Annotated in this window: 17 protein-coding genes; 14 read left to right on the top strand and 3 right to left on the bottom strand. The window is 71.7% G+C overall.

Annotated features, from left to right (window positions below):
• Positions 1-6 precede the first annotated feature (6 nt).
• The 3 genes from O7607_RS13170 (at position 7) to O7607_RS13160 (ending at position 5,399) form a co-directional block, all read left to right on the top strand.
• The gene (locus O7607_RS13170) at positions 7-939 is read left to right on the top strand and encodes a sulfotransferase family protein (protein WP_269703485.1); all 933 of its coding nucleotides are present in this window, start codon (positions 7-9) and stop codon (positions 937-939) included.
• A 141-nt stretch (positions 940-1,080) separates the two neighbouring features.
• Positions 1,081-2,124 (top strand): glycoside hydrolase family 26 protein, encoded by a 1,044-nt coding sequence (locus tag O7607_RS13165; RefSeq protein WP_269703482.1) that lies wholly within the window; start codon positions 1,081-1,083, stop codon positions 2,122-2,124.
• A 218-nt stretch (positions 2,125-2,342) separates the two neighbouring features.
• A complete protein-coding gene (locus tag O7607_RS13160; protein WP_269703481.1) occupies positions 2,343-5,399 on the top strand; it encodes a malectin domain-containing carbohydrate-binding protein in 3,057 nt (1,018 codons plus the stop codon).
• Positions 5,400-5,493: 94 nt separating this feature from the next.
• On the opposite strand, the gene O7607_RS13155 is transcribed toward O7607_RS13160, so the two are convergent.
• Positions 5,494-5,886, bottom strand: coding sequence for a CBS domain-containing protein (locus O7607_RS13155; RefSeq protein WP_269703478.1), 393 nt, complete (start codon positions 5,884-5,886; stop codon positions 5,494-5,496).
• Between the two features lie 112 nt (positions 5,887-5,998).
• Between O7607_RS13155 and O7607_RS13150 the strand changes: the two genes are divergently transcribed.
• The 4 genes from O7607_RS13150 to O7607_RS13135 all read left to right on the top strand — a co-directional run bounded on the left by O7607_RS13150 (position 5,999) and on the right by O7607_RS13135 (position 9,008).
• The gene (locus tag O7607_RS13150; protein ID WP_269703476.1) at positions 5,999-6,454 is read left to right on the top strand and encodes an NUDIX domain-containing protein; all 456 of its coding nucleotides are present in this window, start codon (positions 5,999-6,001) and stop codon (positions 6,452-6,454) included.
• Positions 6,455-6,524: 70 nt separating this feature from the next.
• Positions 6,525-7,256, top strand: coding sequence for a phosphocholine cytidylyltransferase family protein (locus O7607_RS13145; RefSeq protein ID WP_269706965.1), 732 nt, complete (start codon positions 6,525-6,527; stop codon positions 7,254-7,256).
• Positions 7,244-8,311, top strand: coding sequence for an iron-containing alcohol dehydrogenase family protein (locus tag O7607_RS13140; protein WP_269703473.1), 1,068 nt, complete (start codon positions 7,244-7,246; stop codon positions 8,309-8,311). The genes O7607_RS13145 and O7607_RS13140 overlap by 13 nt, the downstream gene beginning before the upstream one ends.
• Positions 8,286-9,008 carry a CDP-alcohol phosphatidyltransferase family protein gene (locus O7607_RS13135; protein WP_269703472.1) on the top strand — a complete coding sequence of 241 codons (723 nt, stop codon included), beginning with the start codon at positions 8,286-8,288 and terminating at the stop codon, positions 9,006-9,008. The genes O7607_RS13140 and O7607_RS13135 overlap by 26 nt, the downstream gene beginning before the upstream one ends.
• Before the next feature lie 392 nt (positions 9,009-9,400).
• On the opposite strand, the gene O7607_RS13130 is transcribed toward O7607_RS13135, so the two are convergent.
• Positions 9,401-10,660 (bottom strand): glycosyltransferase family 4 protein, encoded by a 1,260-nt coding sequence (locus O7607_RS13130; RefSeq protein ID WP_269703470.1) that lies wholly within the window; start codon positions 10,658-10,660, stop codon positions 9,401-9,403.
• 80 nt (positions 10,661-10,740) lie between these two features.
• Between O7607_RS13130 and O7607_RS13125 the strand changes: the two genes are divergently transcribed.
• From O7607_RS13125 to O7607_RS13105, 5 genes are all read left to right on the top strand, one after another.
• Entirely contained in the window at positions 10,741-11,601 is an 861-nt protein-coding gene (locus O7607_RS13125; RefSeq protein ID WP_269703468.1) for an Fpg/Nei family DNA glycosylase, read from the top strand.
• A gap of 324 nt (positions 11,602-11,925) precedes the next feature.
• On the top strand, positions 11,926-13,434 hold the full coding sequence (locus O7607_RS13120; protein ID WP_064448099.1) for a sugar transferase: 1,509 nt from the start codon (positions 11,926-11,928) through the stop codon (positions 13,432-13,434).
• A 33-nt stretch (positions 13,435-13,467) separates the two neighbouring features.
• A complete protein-coding gene (locus tag O7607_RS13115) occupies positions 13,468-14,691 on the top strand; it encodes a histidine kinase (protein ID WP_269703465.1) in 1,224 nt (407 codons plus the stop codon).
• The gene (locus O7607_RS13110; protein ID WP_269703464.1) at positions 14,688-15,455 is read left to right on the top strand and encodes a LytR/AlgR family response regulator transcription factor; all 768 of its coding nucleotides are present in this window, start codon (positions 14,688-14,690) and stop codon (positions 15,453-15,455) included. Before O7607_RS13115 ends, O7607_RS13110 begins: the two co-directional genes overlap by 4 nt.
• Positions 15,456-15,521: 66 nt before the next feature.
• Positions 15,522-16,184, top strand: coding sequence for a DUF5701 family protein (locus O7607_RS13105; RefSeq protein ID WP_269703463.1), 663 nt, complete (start codon positions 15,522-15,524; stop codon positions 16,182-16,184).
• 22 nt (positions 16,185-16,206) lie between these two features.
• Here the strand turns inward: O7607_RS13105 and O7607_RS13100 are convergent, their stop codons facing one another.
• Positions 16,207-16,758, bottom strand: coding sequence for a Uma2 family endonuclease (locus O7607_RS13100; RefSeq protein WP_269703462.1), 552 nt, complete (start codon positions 16,756-16,758; stop codon positions 16,207-16,209).
• A 169-nt stretch (positions 16,759-16,927) separates the two neighbouring features.
• Between O7607_RS13100 and O7607_RS13095 the strand changes: the two genes are divergently transcribed.
• Complete coding sequence (locus tag O7607_RS13095; RefSeq protein WP_269703460.1) at positions 16,928-17,335, top strand: hypothetical protein; 408 nt, start codon at positions 16,928-16,930, stop codon at positions 17,333-17,335.
• Positions 17,335-18,975 carry a sodium/solute symporter gene (locus O7607_RS13090; protein ID WP_269703458.1) on the top strand — a complete coding sequence of 547 codons (1,641 nt, stop codon included), beginning with the start codon at positions 17,335-17,337 and terminating at the stop codon, positions 18,973-18,975. The genes O7607_RS13095 and O7607_RS13090 overlap by 1 nt, the downstream gene beginning before the upstream one ends.
• Positions 18,976-19,008 lie beyond the last annotated feature (33 nt).

Genomic DNA, 19,008 nt, shown 5'->3' with positions numbered 1-19,008 from the left:
CCTTCGATGACCAGCGACTCCCCCCACGCCCCGCACTCCGGCCTGTCCACCGTCAAGGCCGCGAAGCTCGCCGCGGTCGGCCTGCTGGCGGACCGCAAGGAACGCCGCGAGCTGGAACGGCCGGTGGAGGGGGGCGGCCGCCGGCTCACCCTGAAGGTGGAGCGGCCGATCTTCATCCTGGGCGCCCCGCGCTCCGGCACCACGTTCCTCGGCAGTTGCGTGGGCGCGCTGCCGGACGTGTCGTACCACTTCGAACCGCGCCTGACCAAGGCGGTCGCCCGCTGTGTCTACGAGGGAAGCTGGACGCCGCAGCGGGCGGCCCGCTACTTCCGCGGCTACTACGGCGCGCTGCTCGCCGCGTCCGGGCACGGCGGGCTGCGCTTCGCCGAGAAGGACCCGGAGAACTGCTTCATCGTGCCGTTCCTGACCGAGGTCTTCCCGGACGCGGTCTTCCTGCACGTCTACCGGGACGGGCGGGACGTGGCGGTGTCGCACGCCGAGCAGCCCTGGCTGAACGCCGCGTCCACCGGCAGTGGCCGCAGCGGCCGGGGCGGTACGCCGTGGGGCGCCGCGCCCCGGTTCTGGGTGGAGCCGGAGCGGCGTGAGGAGTTCACCCAGGTCTCCGACCTGGGCCGGTCGGCCTGGATGTGGCGGCGGTTCACCAGCAGCGCGCTCACCCAGCTCGCCGAGCTGCCCGCGGAGCGGGTACGGCACCTGCGGTACGAGGACGTCGTCACCCGCCCGGCCGAGGCGGCCGAGACCGTGGCCGACTTCCTGGAGGTCCGCGACCCGGCCGGACGGGAGGCGCTGCACGCCCGCTTCGCCAAGGCCCGGCCGGGCTCGGTGGGACGCTGGCGGCAGCGACTGACCGAAAAGGATCTGGCCGATGTGATGGCTCAGGCGGGGCCGCTGCTGGCACAACTCGGCTACCCCGCCTGAGGGCCGCGTCACAGGTAGAGTGCCAGGGGTCGCCCGCCCGGCCCGGCGTGCCTCTCCGCCCCCGCGGATCCGTCAGGGCCCTACCGTGGCCGGCGACCGTCCTGGGGAGAGGTTGCGGTGGTACGACGGTTACGACTGACGATGGCTGCCGTGCTGGGCCTGGCCTTCCTGGCCCCGGCCGTGGCGGCCTGTGACATCGGCTCCGAGGGGTCCGGCGAGACGACGAAGGCCGCGCCGCCCCCACCGACTGTGACACCGCGGACCGCACCGGTCCGCACGACAGGGCTCGGGCCGGAGCCGCCGGAGAAGGGGGCCTGGCTCGGCACCTGGGTCAAGCCGCAGTTCCACAACGCCAGCGGGCGGGTCGCCGCGTTCGACGATTTCAACCGGGCGGCCGGCGGCAAGCTCGCCATCGCGCACATGTTCCACGAGTGGAACGAGCCGTTCCCGAGCGCCACCGAGAAGTTGTACCAGGGCCGGGGCAAACTCCAGATGATCTCGTGGCAGGGCACCGACACCCGGTCCACCGTCAGCGGCGTCTACGACTCGCTGATCCGGCAACGCGCGAAGGACATCAAGGAGTTCGGCGTCCCGGTGCTGCTGCGCTACCGGTGGGAGATGGACCGGCCGAACCTGGCCGCGAGCATGCACTCGCCGGAGGACTACGTCGCCGCCTGGAAGCACGTGCGCGGCATCTTCACCGAGATGGGCGTGACCAACGCGGGCTGGGTGTGGTGCCCGCACGCCGACGGGTTCGCCGAGCCGCAGCGCCGGGCCGCCGCCTACTATCCCGGCGACGACCAGGTCGACTGGCTCTGCGCGGACGTCTATCCCAGTCCGGAGTGGAACAGCTTCTCCAACCGGATGGACCACTTCATGGCGTTCGCCAAGAAGCATCCGCGGCCGGTCATCATCGGCGAGTACGGCCTGACCCAGGAGGGGCGGCCGGGCCAGCGGGCCGAATGGATGCGCGAGGTCGGGCCGTACCTGAAGAAGCACCCGCAGATCAAGGCGGCGGTCTACTTCGCGGCCCGGCAGACGGAGAAGCCGATCTACGACAGCACGTTCGGCAACGACCCGGAGAGCGAGCAGGTCTTCCGGGAGATGGCGGCCGATCCGTACTTCCAGCCGCCGATGCCCGACCTGAGCGTTTCCTCAGCAACACCCTCCGTGTCCGACGAGTGATCGTCGCTCGTCTTTTCGTGTGACCGGGGGCGTTTCCTCGGTCAAAAAGGCCGAACCCGGGTGGACGGGCGACGGCCGAATGCGAGAAGGTATTGCTCTCACGTCTGCGGTCGGTCGAGTGACGCCCCGCCTCATGTCGGCACCGACCACGATCGCAGCGCCTCCGACGTTTCCCCCCGGAGTAGCCTGTGGCTTCCTCGATCCTGAGACACCGCTCGGTGTCCGCATTCGGCGCTGCCGTGCTCGGCATCGCCACCTTGTTCACACCGGTGCCGGCGCTCGCCGCGCCGGCCACGGCGCCCGCGCCCGACCACAGCACGACGGTCGGCGAGGTGCCCTCGGACAAGACGCCGAACATCAACGACGGCAACGTCCTGGCCATCCACGACGCCGGCAGCAAGGTGATCGTCGGCGGCTCGTTCACCAACGCGCAGAACCGGGGTTCCTCACCCACCCCGGTCGACCGCCGCGGTCTGCTCGCCTTCGACAAGGCGACCGGCAAGATCGACAACGCGTTCGCGCCGGTGCTGGACAACGACGTCACCGCCATCATCGCCGGCCCGACCCCCGGCACGGTCTACGTCGCCGGCAAGTTCAACAAGGTCGGTGACAAGAACTTCCGCAAGCTGGCCCTGCTGAACGTCGCCGACGGCACCCCCGTCGACGGGTTCAAGGGCCCGGCGTTCAACGGCACCGTGAACGACATCGCGCTCATCGACGGCCACCTGCTGGTCGGCGGCATCTTCACCACGGTGACCGCGACGACCACCCGCAACGGGCTGGCCTCGCTGAACCCGACCACCGGCGCGGTGGACGACTACCTCACCGTGTCGCTGACCGAGAACCACAACTGGACCCCGACCAACAACGGCGCCTCCGCCGGTGTCGGCGTGGAGAAGTTCACCGTCTCGCCGGACGGCAAGCACCTCGTGGTGATCGGCAACTTCAAGAAGGCCGACGGCGTCGTGCACGACCAGATCGTGCGGATCAACCTCGGCGAGAGCTCGGCGACCGTCTCCGACTGGAACACCGACGGCTACTCCGCGGCCTGCAAGTACACCGCGTTCGACTCGTGGGTGCGCGACGTCCAGTTCTCCCCGGACAGCAAGTACTTCGTGGTGGTCACCACCGGCGCGTCGTACCCGGGCACGCTCTGCGACTCCGCGGCCCGCTGGGAGACCGCCGCCACCGGCCCCGACCAGAAGCCGACCTGGACGAACTTCAGCGGCGGCGACACCTTCCTCTCCGTCGGCATCAGCGAGAAGGCCATCTACGTCGGCGGCCACTTCCGCTGGTCGAACAACCCGCTCGCCCGCGACAAGGCCGGACCGGGCGCGGTGCCGCGGGCCAGCATCGCCGCGCTCGACCCGGTGAGCGGCCTGCCGCTGTCCTGGAACCCGGGCCGCCACCCGCGCGGCTACGGCGTCACCGAGATGCTGGTGACCCAGGAGGGCCTCTGGCTCGGCAGCGACCAGGAGTACATCGGCAACTTCGACTACCAGCGCAAGCGCATCGCCTTCTTCCCGCTGGACGGCGGCAGCACGCCGCACTCGACCAGCACGAAGGGCCTGCCGGGTAACGTCTACCAGGCCGGCCGCGCGGCGCAGACCGAGGTGCTCTACCGGGTCAACGCCGGTGGTCCGGCCATCCCGGCGACCGACGGCGGACCGGACTGGGCCGCCGACAGCGCCACCGAGCCGAGCCCGTACCACAACACCGGCAACCAGGTCACCAGCTACACCACGAACGCGACGTTCGACCCGACCGTGCCGGCGAGCACGCCGGCCACGCTGTTCAACACCGAGCGGTGGGACGAGTCGACCGCCCCGGACATGCAGTGGGACATCCCGGTCGCGGCCGGCACCCGGGTCGACGTCCGGATCTACATGGCCAACCGCTGGTCCGGCACGAGCAAGCCGGGCGCCCGCAAGTTCGACGTCAGCATCGACGGCGTGCTCAAGCTGAACGACTTCGACCCGGTCGCCACCGCCGGCGGAACCGACCGCGGGACCATGCAGTCCATCTCGGTGGTCAGCGACGGCGTGGTCGACATCGACTTCGGCCGGGTGCTGCAGAACCCGCTGCTGCACGGCATCGAGATCGTCAAGACCGCGCCCACCCCGGACGCCTCGGACGTGCTCTACCGGGTCAACGCGGGCGGCGACCAGCTCGCCGCGCCGAGCGGCCCGGCCTGGGCCGCGGACACCGCCGCCGCGCCGAGCACCTACCACAACGCCGGCAACCAGGTGACCAGCTACACCACCAACGCCACGCTCGACGGGACGGTGCCGTCGGGTACGCCGGTGGAGCTGTTCAACGCGGAGCGGTGGGACGAGTCGCCCGCGCCGGACATGCAGTGGGACTTCCCGGTCCCGGCCGGGACGCCGGTGCAGGTGCGTCTCTACCTGGCGAACCGCTGGTCCGGCACCGCCACCGCCGGCAAGCGCAAGTTCAACGTGTCGATCGACGGTGTGGTCAAGCTGAGCAACTTCGACCCGATCGCCGCGATCGGCGCCACCAACCGGGGCACCATGCGGGCGTTCCCGATCACCAGTGACGGCAACATCGACATCGACTTCGGTCGCGTCCTGGAGAACCCGCTGGTGCAGGGCATCGAGATCGTCAAGCTGCCCCCGGTGCCGCCGGCCACCACCGTCGACAGCATCACCAAGCGGACGTACGACGGCGCGACCTCGGTCGGCAACGCGATGTCGGTGCCGAACGGCGACAACACCGGCTGGTCGACCATCAAGGGCGCGTTCTGGGTCGGCGGTGACCTGTTCTACGGCGTCGGCGGCGACCTCTACAAGCGCTCGTTCGACGGCAGCGAGTTCGGCACCCCGAAGAAGCTGGACCCGTACCACGACGCGAAGTGGGACCTGGTGGTCACCGGCTCCGCGCCGGAGGGCTCCACGTACGCCGGCATGACCGGCAACTTCTCCGCGGAGCTGCCGAACGTGACCGCGATGTTCTACAAGAGCGGACGCATCTACTACTCGCTGGCCGGTCAGAGCACGCTGTTCTGGCGCGGCTTCGCGCCGGACACCGGCACCGTCGGCGCCGAGCGCAACACGGTCACCGGCACCACCGCCTTCGCCGACGCGGGCGGCCTGTTCCTGGACGCCGACACGCTCTACGTCGTCTCCCGGAGCACCGGCAACCTGTCCACGATGGCGTGGTCGGACGGCGTGCCGACCGGCTCCGCCACGGTGCGCAGCGGTCCGGGCGTCGATGACGTGGACTGGCGCGGCACCTCGGTCTTCGTCGGCCCCTGACGGGCGGGCACGACCGAGAACAGATACGACGATGGCCCGGCCGATATCGGCCGGGCCATCGCCCTTTCTCCGGCGCCGGTCGCGCCGGAGAACATCAGGTACGGGTCGGCGCGTGCTGTCCCGCCCAGACCCGCATCAGGTCCCGTACCGAGATCACTCCCGCCACCTCCCGGCCGTCGAGCACGACCAGGTGACGGAACCCGCCCCGGGCCATCGCCGCGGCTGCCTCCTCGACCGTCCAGTCCGGGCCGGCGTAGACGACGTCCCAGGTCAGGTGTGCTCCGGTGCGCTCGACATCCGGGTCGAGCCCGGCGCCGATCGCCTTCAGCACATCTCGTTCGGTCATGATCCCGACCCCCTCGGAGTCCGGGTCGATCACGACCGCCGACCCGACACCGCGGGCCGACATCATCCGGGCCGCCTGCCGGAGCGTGTGCTCCGGCCCGACCACGAGTACCTCGTTGGACATCGCTTCCCGTACCTGCATCACACATCACCCCTGTGGGACGGCGACTGAGTACGGACATGGTGGGCCCTCGATGCGTACCGGGACAAGAACGGGCATCGCCGGATACGGCCCGGATGGCTACTGTCGGAGGGTGCCCACCGAGCCCCTCCGCTGCACCGGCGCGCTGATCGTCGACGACGACGGCCGCATCTTCATCCAACGCCGGTCCCCCGATCGGCGCCTCTTCCCGAACTGCTGGGACATCGTCGGCGGCCACCTCGAACCGGGCGAGGAGATCGACGACGCGCTGCGCCGGGAGGTCACCGAGGAGACCGGCTGGGCCGTGTCGCACGTGCTCGGCCTGGTCGGCGAATACCGCTACACCGCCGACGACGGACTGACCCGGATCGAGACCGACTTCCTGGTCCGGGTGGACGGCGACCTCAGCCGCCCCCGGCTGGAGGCCGGCAAGCACACCGAGTTCCGCTGGCTGGCCGAGTCGGAGATCGCGCTGCTCGACGAGCACCGCGACGTCAACGACGGGCTGATCCGGCGGATCGCGGAGGACGGCTTCGCCGCGCTGCGCTCGATCGGGCTGACGGGCTGAACCACGGCGGGTCCGCGTCCGGCGATATCCTCGCCGGGTGGAATCGGGTCGAGAAGAGGAGCGTGTCGGCATGATCGGGATGGTGCTCGCCGCGGGAGCGGGGCGCCGGCTGCGGCCGTACACCGACACCCTGCCCAAGGCCCTGGTGCCGGTCGACGGGGAGACCACCATCCTCGACATCGCGCTGCGCAACCTCGCCGAGGTGGGGCTGAACGAAGTAGTGATCGTGGTCGGCTACGCGGCCGACGCGGTGCGGGAGCGCCAGACCGCCCTGGAGGAGAAGTACGGCGTCACGCTCACCCTGGTCCACAACGACAAGGCCGAGGAGTGGAACAACGCGTACTCGCTCTGGCTGGCGCGGGAGCACTTCTCCCGGGGCGTGCTGCTCGTCAACGGCGACACCGTGCACCCGGTGAGCGTGGAGAAGACGCTGCTGGCCGAGCGCGGCCCCGGCATCCTGCTCGCAGTGGACACCCTCAAGCCGCTGGCCGAGGAGGAGATGAAGACCACCTTCGACGCGGCCGGCCAGCTCACCCGCATCACCAAGCTGATGGACCCGGGCGAGGCGTACGGCGAGTACATCGGCGCGACGCTGATCGAGCCGCAGGTGGCGGTGCCGCTCGCGGACGCCCTGGAGGCGACCTGGCGACGCGACCCGAACCTCTACTACGAGGACGGCTACCAGGAGTTCGCCGAGCGCGGCGGCGAGGTGCGGGCGGCCCCGATCGGTGACGTGTCCTGGGTCGAGGTCGACAACCACGCCGATCTGGCCCGGGCGCGGGAGATCGCGTGCCGCTACTAGCCCGCAGCGTCCTCACCCCGCTGCACATCGACGTGCGGCGGGGCGCGGTGGCCGACCTGGCGTCGATCCTCTCCGACGGGCGGATCTCCGCCGGTGGCGACGTCGCCGTGGTGGTCGGGCCGGGGCAGGGCGAACGGATCGCCGAACTGATCCGGCCGTCGCTGCGCTCGGCCGACGTGTTCACGGTGGCCGGGGGCACGCTCGACGCCGCCGACGACCTGGGGGCGAAGCTGCGCGCCCGGTCGTACGACGCGGTCGTCGGCATCGGCGGCGGCAAGACCATCGACGTGGCCAAGTACGCCGCGACCCGGCGCGGTCTGCCGATGGTCTCGGTGGCGACCGCGCTGGCGAACGACGGCATCGCCTCCCCGGTGGCGAGCCTGATCACCGAGGGCCTGAAGGGCTCCTACGGCGTGCATATCCCGATCGCGGTGATCGTGGATCTAGACTTCGTGGAGGCCGGGCCGGAACGGCACAACCGGGCCGGCATCGGCGACGTGGTGAGCAACATCAGCGCCCTGGCGGACTGGGATCTCGCCCGCCAGGTACGCGGCGAGCGCGTCGACGGGCTGGCCGCCTCGCTGGCCCGGGCCGGCGCGGAGGCGGTGCTGAACCATCCGGGTGACATGAGCGACGACGCGTTCGTGACGGTGCTGGCCGAGGCACTGATCTCCAGTGGCCTGGCGATGGCGATCGAGGGCACCAGCCGGCCGTGCAGCGGCGGCTGCCACGAGATCATGCACGCGGTCGACGCGCTGTTCCCCGGCACCGCCTCGCACGGCGAGCTGGCCGGGCTCGGCGCGCTGTTCTGCACGTACCTGCGCGGCGACGAGCGGCGGTTCGCCGACATGGCGGCCTGCCTGACCCGGCACGGACTGCCCCGGCTGCCCGCCGAGGTCGAGCTGACCGACGACCAGTTCGTCGAGGCGGTGCAGTTCGCGCCGGCCACCCGGCCGGACCGCTACACCATCCTCGAACACCTCACGATGTCGGCTACCGAGACGCGGGAGCGGCTGGCAGACTACGCCGGTGCCCTCCGCGACCACATTGGCTGAGCCCCGCCCCACCGTCGCCGACTTCCACCGGGTCAACCGGGGAGGCGGCCTGTTCAGCGAGTCGATCAGCCAGTGGATCGGGGCTGCCTTCGCGCTTGCCGCCCAGCGCCTGGGGTTGCGCCCGACCGCGCTGACGCTGACCAACCTGGTGCTGGGGCTGGCCGCCTCGATCACCGTGGTGGCGCTCGCCGACGACGTGGCCGCCGGCACCGTACCGGCCTGGGCAGTCGGGCTGTTCGCGCTGGTCGCGTGGCAGATCGCGTACGCGCTGGACTGCGCCGACGGGCAGCTCGCCCGGGTGACCGATCAGCGCAGCACGGCCGGCGCCCGGATCGACGTGCTCTGCGACGTGGCCGCCCAGATCGCGCTGGTGGCCGCCATCGGCGCGACAGCCGTGGCACAGCGCCCGTCCACGCCGGTGTGGCTGGTGGCGGTGTTCGCGGGCACCTGGATGGTCAACCTGGTGACGTCGGTGATGCAGTCCGGGCCTAACGCGGCGAGCATGGTCACCTCGACCTCGCTCCCGGTACGCCTCGTGAAGCTGGTCCGCGACTACGGTGCGGTGATCTTCGTGGCCGGTCTGGTGCTGGCCTTCGCGCCCGCGCTGGCGTTCTGGGTGATGGTGGCGTTCACCGTCGTCAACGGCGGCTTCCTGCTGGCGAGCATCGCCTTCTCCGCCCGCGCCTCCCTACGCTGAAGCCTTCTCCCGCCCTCGCCCCGCTCCGCCATCGTGGTCAGTGAGAAGGCCACCATGGCGGACGCGCCGATGGCCCCGCGCGGCCGATCCCTTCTGTCGCCGCACCGGACGTCGGTCACTGATAGTGATGCCCCTGCGAGGGCGGGCGGTTCGCCTTCGGCGCCTTTGCTCTGCAGCCATAAGCGCACCAGGAACTCTCGGTCACTGCCGCGTCGATGGCTGCAGAGCAAAGGGGGCGGACGGGCATCTACCGGCGAAGCCGGCTTCTAGGCATTCGAGCAGCTCGAGCCATGATCGATGATCGAGGGCACGGATCGACGAGAAACCGCCCGTCACAGATGGTGACCGACGCAGATGCGCACCTACCAGTAACGCAAAGTGGTCAGATCGCGTCAGGCGCGGCTCTGCAAGCCCGCGTAGATGTCGATCAGGCGCTTGGTGATCACGTCGGGGTGGAAGGTGCGCTCGTAGCGGGACCGGGCCGGACCAGCGAGCATTCCCGCCTCGGCGGCGGCCAGCGGCAACGCTGCGGCCAGCGCGTCCACCTCCGGCGCCACCACCCAGCCGGCTTCGCCGCGCTGCACCCCGGCCGGCAACGCGACCCGCCCGTCGCCCGGCGCCGCGGTGGCCACCTCGGCCGGGCCGGTGCCGGCGGGCTCGCGCGGGCCGTCCGCGCCCACCAGATACGGGATGCCGCCGAGCGCGGTGCCGAGCACCGGCCGCCCGGACGCCAGCGCCTCGATGATCACCGTGGGCAGCACGTCGTGCCAGGTGGAGGTGGCCAGCACCACGGAGCTGTCGGCCAGCACGGCGCGTACCCCGGAGCGGTCGAGCTGGCCCAGGTAGTGCACGTCGGGCCGTTCGGCGGCGGCCGCCTCGGCGAGCGGACGCAGCTCGCCGTCACCGGCGATGCGCAGCGGGCCGAGCGCGCCCACCGGGTGCCGCCGCCACGCCGAGAGCAGCAGGTCCAGGCCCTTCTCCGGGCTGAGCCGCCCCATGAAGAGGAAGCCGTTCCCGGCCGGCGCCGGGGTGCCCGGGTCGGGTACCGCGTTCGGCTTGACCACGATCCGCTCGTCCGGGATGCCGTAGTCGCGCAGATGATCAGCGACCGCCGTGGTGAGCGCGATGTACCGGTCCACCGACTTCCAGGTCGGGCGGTGCACGGCGAGCGTGGTGGCCATCAGCGCGCTCTGCGCCCGGGAGTTGCGGTAGCAGCGGTGCACGATCGCCGGCACGCCCAGCGCCCGGCCCCGGCAGTCCTGGCAGATCACGCCGTCGCGGAAGTACAGGCCCGAGGAACAGACCTGCCGGTAGTTGTGCACCGTCTGCACCACCGGCACCCCGCGCCTGTGCGCGGTCCGCACCACCCAGGGCGAGAGCAGGGGGTACGGGTTGTGCAGGTGCAGCACGTCCGGCCGGTGCTCGGTGAGCAGGCGGTCGAGGTCGTGCTGGGCCTTCGGCGCCCAGATCGGCGAGATCGGCAGCAGCGCCTTGGCCGGCTTGGACATCGACGGAATCTCGTCGGAGCTGCGCAGGAACGGCAGCACCTCCACGCCGGCGGCGGTGAGCTGGGCGATCTCCGCGTCGACGATGGTGTTCTCGCCGGAGGGCTGGGCTTCCCGATACCGGTTGTGCGCCACCACGATTCTCACAGAGCTCGCCTTTCGTTCGCGACTGCGGGACTCGCAAGCTCATTCCTCGCGCTCACGGGAAAGAAGGCTACCGTTGGACGATGCCCGAACTACCGGAGGTGGAAGCGCTCGCCGGTTACCTGCGCGAGCGTGCGGTGGGCCGCCGCGTCGAGCGGTTCGAGGTCGCCGCGATCAGCGCGCTCAAGACGTACGACCCGCCGCCGAGCGCGGTCGCCGGCCGCGCCGTGACCGGCGCCGGCCGGTACGGCAAGTTCCTGGACGTCCGGTTCGACGAGGGCCTGCACCTGGTGGTCCACCTGGCCCGGGCAGGCTGGCTGCACTACCGGGAGGCGTTCCCGGCGGCGACCCCGCTGCGGCCCGGCAAGGGCCCGATCGCGGTGCGGGTACGCCTCGACGACGGCTCCGGCTTCGACCTGACCGAGGCGGGCACCCAGAAGAAGCTGGCCGCCTATCTGGTCACCGACCCGGCGCTGGTGCCGGGTGTGGCGAAGCTCGGGCCGGACGCGCTGGAGGCGGATCTGCCGACCTTCGCCGAGCGGCTGCGCAGTCGCCGGGGCCAGGTGAAGGGCGTGCTGACCGACCAGTCGGTGCTCGCCGGGGTGGGTAACGCGTACTCCGACGAGATCCTGCACACGGCGCGGCTCTCGCCGTTCGCGATCACCGACCGGCTCACCGACGACCAGCTCGCCGGCCTGCACGCGGCCACGCGGACGGTGCTCGGCGACGCGGTACGCCGGTCCATGGGGCAACGGGCCGCGGAGCTGAAGGGCGAGAAGCGCTCGGGCCTGAAGGTGCACGCCCGCAAAGGGCTGCCGTGTCCGGTCTGCGGCGACACGGTGCGTGAGGTCTCGTTCGCCGATTCGAGCCTCCAGTACTGCCCCACATGTCAGACCGGCGGGAAGCCGCTGGCTGACCGAAGGTTGTCCCGTCTCGTACGGTGAGTAATGGCATTCGCCGGTTACCGAGCGGAATCGACCGGCGATCGCCGAAGGTCCGGTCCGCCCCTCTACCCGAGCCGTCATCCATCGGTATAGTGGCTCGGTCCCCGGCTTCACAACTGATTCGGAGCCGGCCAGATCTCACCGAGCACCAGCGGCACGGCTTCTTCGCGGGGGCCGGTCCGGGCCGGGCCCGCGTGGGAGACTGGGACGGTGAGCGACCCGGATCCTCACGGCGAGTGAGGGTGCGGGTCATGCGGGAGGACATGGGTTGAGGTGACGACAAGCCTCCAGCGCCCGGTAACCGACAGAGGCCGGAGCAAGAGCGTGCGGCACGTCGACAGCTTTGAGATCCAGCCGCCGACTCCGCCGTCGCACAACGGCGTACCCCGGTCGGCGTGGGCCCGCGCCCGGCGCCGGGTCTCCCGGTGGCACCGGCCCTACATCCTGTTCCTGCTGCTGCTCGACTTCGGCGCGGCGGCTCTGGCCAGCTTCCTGGCCGTGCAGATCTTCGAGCAGGCCGACTCGGGCTTCCGCAACTCCCCGCAAGCCTGGTTCTACACCGTGGCGTTCGTGCTCCTGCCGCTCGGCTGGCTGCTCTTCCTCTGGGGCAACCGGGCCTACGACCGGCGCTACCTGGGGCTCGGCCCGGACGAATTCAAGCGGGTGATCCGGGCCGGCGTGGCGGTGGCGGCGGCGGTCTCGTTCATCGCCTTCGCCACGAAGACCTACTCCCTGTCCCGGTGGACGGTCGGCTTCGCGCTGCTCGGCGCGATGTTGCTGATCGTGCTCGGCCGCATGATCGCCCGGGCCGCCCTGCACGGGCTGCGCCGCCGGTTCGGGCACGCCGGGCACCGGATGGTGCTCGTCGGCACGCTGCCCGAGTGCCTGGAGGTCTACACCACGGTCACCCGGCACCCGTCGGTCGGCCTGATCCCGGTGGCCATCCACCTCACCGACGGGTACGCCGCCGCCCGCGGCCTGGAGACCCCGGTGCCGGTGTACGCGGGCCGCGACGTGCTCGCCCTGGTACGTGAGGTCGGCGGCGACACCATCGCGGTCTGCGGCTCGGCCAGCGCCGAGCCGGGCGAGCTGCGCCGCCTGGCCTGGCAGCTGGAGGGCTCCGGCGTCGACCTGGTGGTCGCGCCCCAGCTCACCGACATCGCCGGTCCCCGGGTGCACATCCGCCCGATCGAGGGCCTGCCGCTGCTGCACGTCGAGGAGCCGACCCTGTCCGGGCCGGCGCTGCTGGTCAAGAACCTGATGGACCGGGTGGCCGCCGGCCTGGGCCTGCTGATGCTGGTCCCGCTCTTCGCCGCCATCGCCCTGGCCATCCGGATCTCGGACCCCGGGCCGGTCTTCTTCCGCCAGCCCCGCGTCGGGCACGAGGGGCGGACGTTCCGGGTCTGGAAGTTCCGGACCATGTACGTCGACGCCGAGGAGCGGCTCGCCGGTCTGGTCGACCGGAACGAGACCGACGGCATGCTGTTCAAGATGAAGCAGGACCCCCGGGTCTTCCCGGTGGGCCGCTTTCTGCGGGCCACGTCGCTGGACGAGCTGCCCCAGCTGATCAACGTGCTGTGGGGCGAGATGTCGCTCGTCGGCCCGCGCCCGCTGCCCGCCGACGACGGCGACTTCCTGGGCGACGTACGCCGCCGGCTGCTGGTCCGGCCGGGCATGACCGGGCTGTGGCAGGTGTCCGGCCGCTCCGACCTGTCCTGGGACGAGGCGGTCCGGCTCGACCTCTACTACGTCGACAACTGGTCGCTGGCGTACGACCTGAGCATCCTGTGGCGGACCGTGGGCGTGGTGCTGGCCCGCAAGGGCGCGTACTAGCGCTACCGGGCCGGCACCCGGCAGGATCGCTGCGTGGGTGGCAACCTCTCCGCCGTCTTCGCCGTCGTCTCGCTCGTGACCGCGTTGGCGGCGGCGCTCTGGGCGGTGCTGCGGCTGCGTGGCCGACGGGGCATCGCCACGGCGACGCAGCGCGCCACGTACGAGGTGCTGCACACCGCCGGGCTCGCCGCCGAGCCGCTGCGCGCCGGGCTGACCGCCGCGGACGCGGCGAAGGCCGTACGCCATCTGCGGGCCCTGGTGGGCGCGGCCGGGCTGGCGCTGACGGACCGGGACACGCTGCTCGCCGTCGACGGGCAGGGCGCGCACCACGGCGATCAACTGGTCGCGGCGGCCCGGCGCGCGGTCGGCAGCGGGCGTTCCACCGTGCTGGGCGAGTCGGAGCTGCGCTGCGACCTGGTCGACTGCCCGGTCCGCGGCGCGGTGGTGGCGCCGCTGCGCGCGGACGGCCGGGTGGTCGGCGCGCTGGTGGCGGTGGCTGGCGAGCGGCCGGCCCCGGGTCTGGTGCAGGCCACGCTGGAGACCGCGCACTGGGCGGGTGACCAGCTCGCCCTGGCCGAGCTGGAGTCGTCGCGGGAACGGCTCGCCCGGGCCGAGGTACGCGCGCTGCGCGCCCAGATCAGCCCGCACTTCATCTACAACGCGCTGACCGCGATCGGCTCGTTCGTGCGCACCGACCCGGAACGGGCGCGGGAGCTGATCCTGGAGTTCGCCGAGTTCACCCGCTACTCGTTCCGGGCGCACGGCGAGTTCACCACGCTCGCCGAGGAGCTGCGCTCGATCGACCGCTACCTGACCATCGAGCGGGCGCGCTTCGGCGAGCGGCTCCAGGTGCGCCTCCAGATCGCACCCGAGGTGCTGCCGGTGACGTTGCCCTTCCTCTGCCTCCAGCCGCTCGTGGAGAACGCCGTCCGCCACGGGTTGTCCCGCAAGCCGGGCACCGGCATGGTGAGCATCGAGGCCCGGGACGCGGGCGCGGAGTGTCACATCACGGTGGAGGACGACGGAGTGGGGATGGATCCGACGACGCTTACCGCCGGCATCGCCGAGGTGTCCGGCGCGGCCGCCGACCCGGCCGACGACCCGGGGCAGCACGTCGGCCTCTCGAACGTCGACGAACGGCTCCGGTCGGTCTTCGGGGACGGGTTCGGCCTGGTCGTGGAGACGGGCCTGGGTTCGGGTACGAAGGTCAGCATGCGCGTGCCGAAGTTCCACCCCGGCGTCCGGGCGACGTCGTGACAGTCACCGGCACCGGATTCCTCCGGGTGCTGGCGGTGGACGACGAGCCGCCCGCCCTGGACGAGCTGGCGTACCACCTGCGCACCGATCCCCGGGTGGCCCGGCTGCACACGGCCGGGGACGCGACCGAGGCGCTGCGCGTGCTGCGCGACGACGACGTGGACGTGGTGTTCCTCGACATCCGGATGCCCGGGCTGGACGGCATGGAGCTGGCCCGCGTCCTGCGCCGCTTCGCCCGGCCCCCGGCGATCGTGTTCGTCACCGCGTACGACGACGGCGCGGTGGACGCGTTCGACCTGGGCGCCACCGACTACGTGCGCAAGCCGGTACGCGCCGAGCGGCTGGCCGAGTCGCTGCGCCGGGTGATCGGCTCCCGGGTGGTGCCGTCGCACCCGGCCGCGCTGGCCCGGGCGGAGGAGGACCCGAGCATTCCGATCGAGCTGGCCGGCACCACCCGGATGTTGCCCCGCTCGGCGGTGCGGTGGGTGGAGGCGCAGGGCGACTACGCGCGGCTGCACACCGCGGAGGGCTCGCACCTGGTCCGGGTCTCGCTCGCCACGCTGGCCGAGCGCTGGGCTGATGCCGGGTTCGTCCGGATCCACCGCTCGTACCTGGTGCAGCTGCGGCTCATCGCCGAGCTGCGGCTGGTCAACTCAGGTTACGTGGTGGTGATCGACGGATCGGAGCTGCCGGTGAGCCGCCGGCACACCCGGGAGCTGAAGGACAAGCTGGTGCGCGCCGCGAAGCAGGACTGGAGCCGCTGAGGGAGGGGCCACCGAAAACCCTGACGTACAATGTACGGCAGACCGTACGACAGGGTGGGGGACCGCATGTCCGACGACCGCTTCGACGCCGCTACCGAATTCGACCGCCAGCTCGACCGCCTCGTCCAGCTCGGCTACCCGGCGCTGGCCGGGCAGACCGAGGAGGAGTTCCGGGCGCTGCTCACCCCACTGCGCGACGCGGCGGTGACCGGTGCCGCCGAGCTGGCCGGCCCCACCGACGCGCGGGTGCCGTTCCTGCTGGTGACCACGCGGGAGCTGGTGCCGGTGCCGGAGCGGATCGCGCTCACCACGCTCGCCGGCAAGCGCAGGACCGGCGTCCTCGACCGGAACTTCCCCGTCGGCGACCTGCCCACCTTCGATCCGATCAAGGAGCTGGAGGTGCCCGCCGGGCCCGCGTACCTGCTCTTCGACGTGGACCGGGGCGAGGAGTACCGCAACGTGCCGCCGTCGGCCGCGCTGGAGGACATGACGACGAAGGACCGACTGCCGATCACCATCGACGAAGGACTGGCGTTCGTCACGCTGCACCCGGCGGCGCTGGCGAGCAACAGGTGCTTCTCGCTCGTCGGGTCACGCTGCGGCGACCGGCGGGTGCCCGCGCTCTGGATCAGCCAGGGCGCGCCGAAGCTCGGCTGGTGCTGGTTCGGCAACCCGCACACCTGGCTCGGCTCGGCGACAGCGAACCCGGTACGGGTGGGACTCGGCTGAAGCCGGGGCTGGGGCAGGGCGCTCAGAAGATTTCGGCGACCGGCAGGACGAGCGCGAACGGCTGGTCGGCGCGGTACACGTCGGCCGTGGACAGCACCGCGGCCTCGCGGTAGCGGCCGCCGACGTTCTCCAGCACCGTCAGGGTCTCCTTGCGCGGCTCGACGAGCCAGTAACGCGCGATGCCGGCCACGCCGTACTCGTGGCGTTTGAGGACCAGGTCACGACCGGCGTTGCCGGGCGAGACGACCTCGACCACGAGCAGCACGTCGGCCGGGGCGAGGGCCGGGCCACCCCGCTCCAGTGCCTCCTCGCGGGCGACGAAGACGTCCGGCACGAAGTAGGAGGAGCGCTTCGCGCTGACGCCGACGTCCTGCCCGACGAGCAGACCGGCCGGAGCCTGCCGGTCGAGGAGCCGGCGGAGACGGTTGGCGATCGCGCCGTGCCGGACGTCGGCGTGTGGGGACACGAGCAGGCTCCCGTCGAAGATCTCGTAGTCCTGGCCGTCCTCGGGGAGGTCCTGGAGGTCGTCCACAGTCCAGACGTCGCCGGTGCCGGGCCGTGCCGGGCTGGTCACTGTCACACCTCCTCTCTACCGGCTCACAGTGACACCCCGTTCGGTTGTCCACAACGACTCCGCGCCGTCCACCGGGTTTTCCACAGGCATGAAGCGTTATCCACAGGTTGTGCACAGGGCCTGAGACCGTGCTCTTGACAATCCCGCTGAGCGAACGAGACTCCCGGGGGTGACCGGAGCCGAGGAACAGCATCCACCGGGGCAGCCTGCGCCGCAGCGGACCCGGATCGTGCTGGCCGAGGTCTCCCGCTCCGGCAGCCCGGCCGACCGCACCCGCTCCGAGCTGACCCAGCAGACCCCGGTCGGCGAGACGCTCGTGCAGGGGCTGATGCGTGCCCAGCTCTCGCTCGCGCTGCGGCTCAGCCTGCTGGTGCTGGTCGCGCTCGGCGGTCTGCCGTGGCTGTTCGCCATCGCACCCACCGTCGGCCGGGTCACCGTGCTCGGGGTCAACCTGCCGTGGCTGCTGCTCGGTGTGGTGTCGTTCCCGTTCCTGATCGTGGTCGGCTGGGCGTACGTGCGCCTGGCCGAACGCAACGAGCAGGACTTCGTCGACCTGATCCGACGGCCGGAACGCTGATGTCCAACGGCTACGTGGTCCCGGCGATCGTCGCCGTCACCCTGGTCACCGTCGGCATCGGCTTCTACGGGCTGCGGCTGGCCCGCACGACCTCGGACTTCCTGGTCGCGTCCCGGGCGGTCAGCCCGACCTGGAACGCCGCCGCGATCGGTGGGGAGTACCTGTCGGCGGCGAGCTTCCTCGGCGTCGCCGGCCTGATCCTCAAGTACGGCGTGGACGTGCTCTGGTACCCGGTCGGGTTCGCAGCCGGATACCTCGCGCTGCTGCTGTTCGTGGCTGCGCCGCTGCGCCGCTCCGGCGCGTTCACGCTGCCCGACTTCTGCGAGGTACGGCTCGGCTCGCGCCGGCTGCGCACGCTCGCCACCGTCTTCGTGATCTTCATCGGCTGGCTCTACCTGGTGCCGCAGCTCCAGGGTGCCGGGCTGACGCTCGCCACGCTCACCGGCTCGCCGTACCCGCTCGGCGCACTGCTGGTCGCCGTGGTGGTGACCGCGAACGTGGCGCTGGGCGGCATGCGGGCGATCACGTTCGTGCAGGCGTTCCAGTACTGGCTGAAGCTCACCGCGCTCGCCGTACCCGCGATCTTCCTGGCGTTGCAGTGGCAGGCCGACGCCCGCCCCGCGGTGACCCCGCCCGACGGACCGACGTTCCGGACCGCGACCACCGTCGTGGTCGAGCACCGCGCGACGCTCACCCTGCCCGACGGCGACATCCGGGAGGTACGCCCCGGCGACCGCCTCGAGTTCGCCGCCGGTGACCCGGTGCCGGAGGTGTCCGGCGCGGCGACCGGCGCCACCGAATGGCTGCTGCCGGACACCGCCGGCGAGGACGACAGGGGACTGTTCGCCACGTACTCGCTGATCCTGGCCACGTTCCTCGGCACCATGGGCCTGCCGCACGTGCTGGTCCGCTTCTACACCAACCCCGACGGCGCCGCCGCCCGCCGCACCACGCTCGTGGTGTTGGCGCTCGTGGGCGTCTTCTACCTGCTGCCCACCGTCTACGGCGTGCTGGGCCGCATCTACACCCCGCAACTGCTGGTCAGCGGCCAGACCGACGCGGTGGTGGTGCTGCTGCCCGGGGCGGCGCTCGGCGACGGCACCACCGGACGGCTGCTCGCCGCCCTCGTCGCGGCCGGCGCGTTCGCGGCGTTCCTGTCCACCTCGTCCGGCCTGCTCACCAGCGTGGCCGGGGTGATCTCCACGGACGTGCTGGGCCGCGGATCGGTACGCGGCTTCCGGCTCGCCACGGTGATCGCCGGCGGCGTGCCGGCGGTGCTCTCCCTGAACGTCTCCGGGCTGGACGTGTCGCAGGTGGTCGGGCTGGCGTTCGCGGTGGCCGCGTCCAGCTTCTGCCCGCTGCTGGTGCTCGGCATCTGGTGGCGCGGCCTGACCGACCTGGGCGCCGCCGCCGGGGTGCTGGTCGGCGGCGGCGCGGCGGTCGGCGCGGTGCTGCTCACCGTGCTCGGCCCGCCGCTGACCGGGTGGCCGGCGACGCTCACCACGCAGCCGGCCGCGTGGACGGTGCCGCTGGCGTTCACCGTGATGGTGGTCGTGTCGATGGCGAGCCGGCGGCGGCTGCCCCGCGACGTCCGCGCCACCATGCTCCGTCTGCACACCCCGGAGTCGCTGCGCCTGTGAGGCGGGGCCCGCCCGCTCGGCCCCGCCGCACAC

This window comes from Micromonospora sp. WMMA1949, from assembly GCF_027460145.1.
GTDB lineage: Bacteria > Actinomycetota > Actinomycetes > Mycobacteriales > Micromonosporaceae > Micromonospora.
This window is presented reverse-complemented; position numbering and strand designations above follow the sequence as displayed.

Excerpts from the sequence above, each read along its gene's own strand:
- O7607_RS13165 (WP_269703482.1), top strand. The coding sequence starts at position 1,081 with ATGGCTGCCGTGCTGGGCCTGGCCTTCCTGGCCCCGGCCGTGGCGGCC.
- O7607_RS13145 (WP_269706965.1), top strand. The coding sequence starts at position 6,525 with ATGATCGGGATGGTGCTCGCCGCGGGAGCGGGGCGCCGGCTGCGGCCG.
- O7607_RS13090 (WP_269703458.1), top strand. The coding sequence starts at position 17,335 with ATGTCCAACGGCTACGTGGTCCCGGCGATCGTCGCCGTCACCCTGGTC.
- O7607_RS13105 (WP_269703463.1), top strand. The coding sequence starts at position 15,522 with ATGTCCGACGACCGCTTCGACGCCGCTACCGAATTCGACCGCCAGCTC.
- O7607_RS13125 (WP_269703468.1), top strand. The coding sequence starts at position 10,741 with ATGCCCGAACTACCGGAGGTGGAAGCGCTCGCCGGTTACCTGCGCGAG.
- O7607_RS13170 (WP_269703485.1), top strand. The coding sequence starts at position 7 with ATGACCAGCGACTCCCCCCACGCCCCGCACTCCGGCCTGTCCACCGTC.
- O7607_RS13155 (WP_269703478.1), bottom strand. The coding sequence starts at position 5,886 with ATGCAGGTACGGGAAGCGATGTCCAACGAGGTACTCGTGGTCGGGCCG.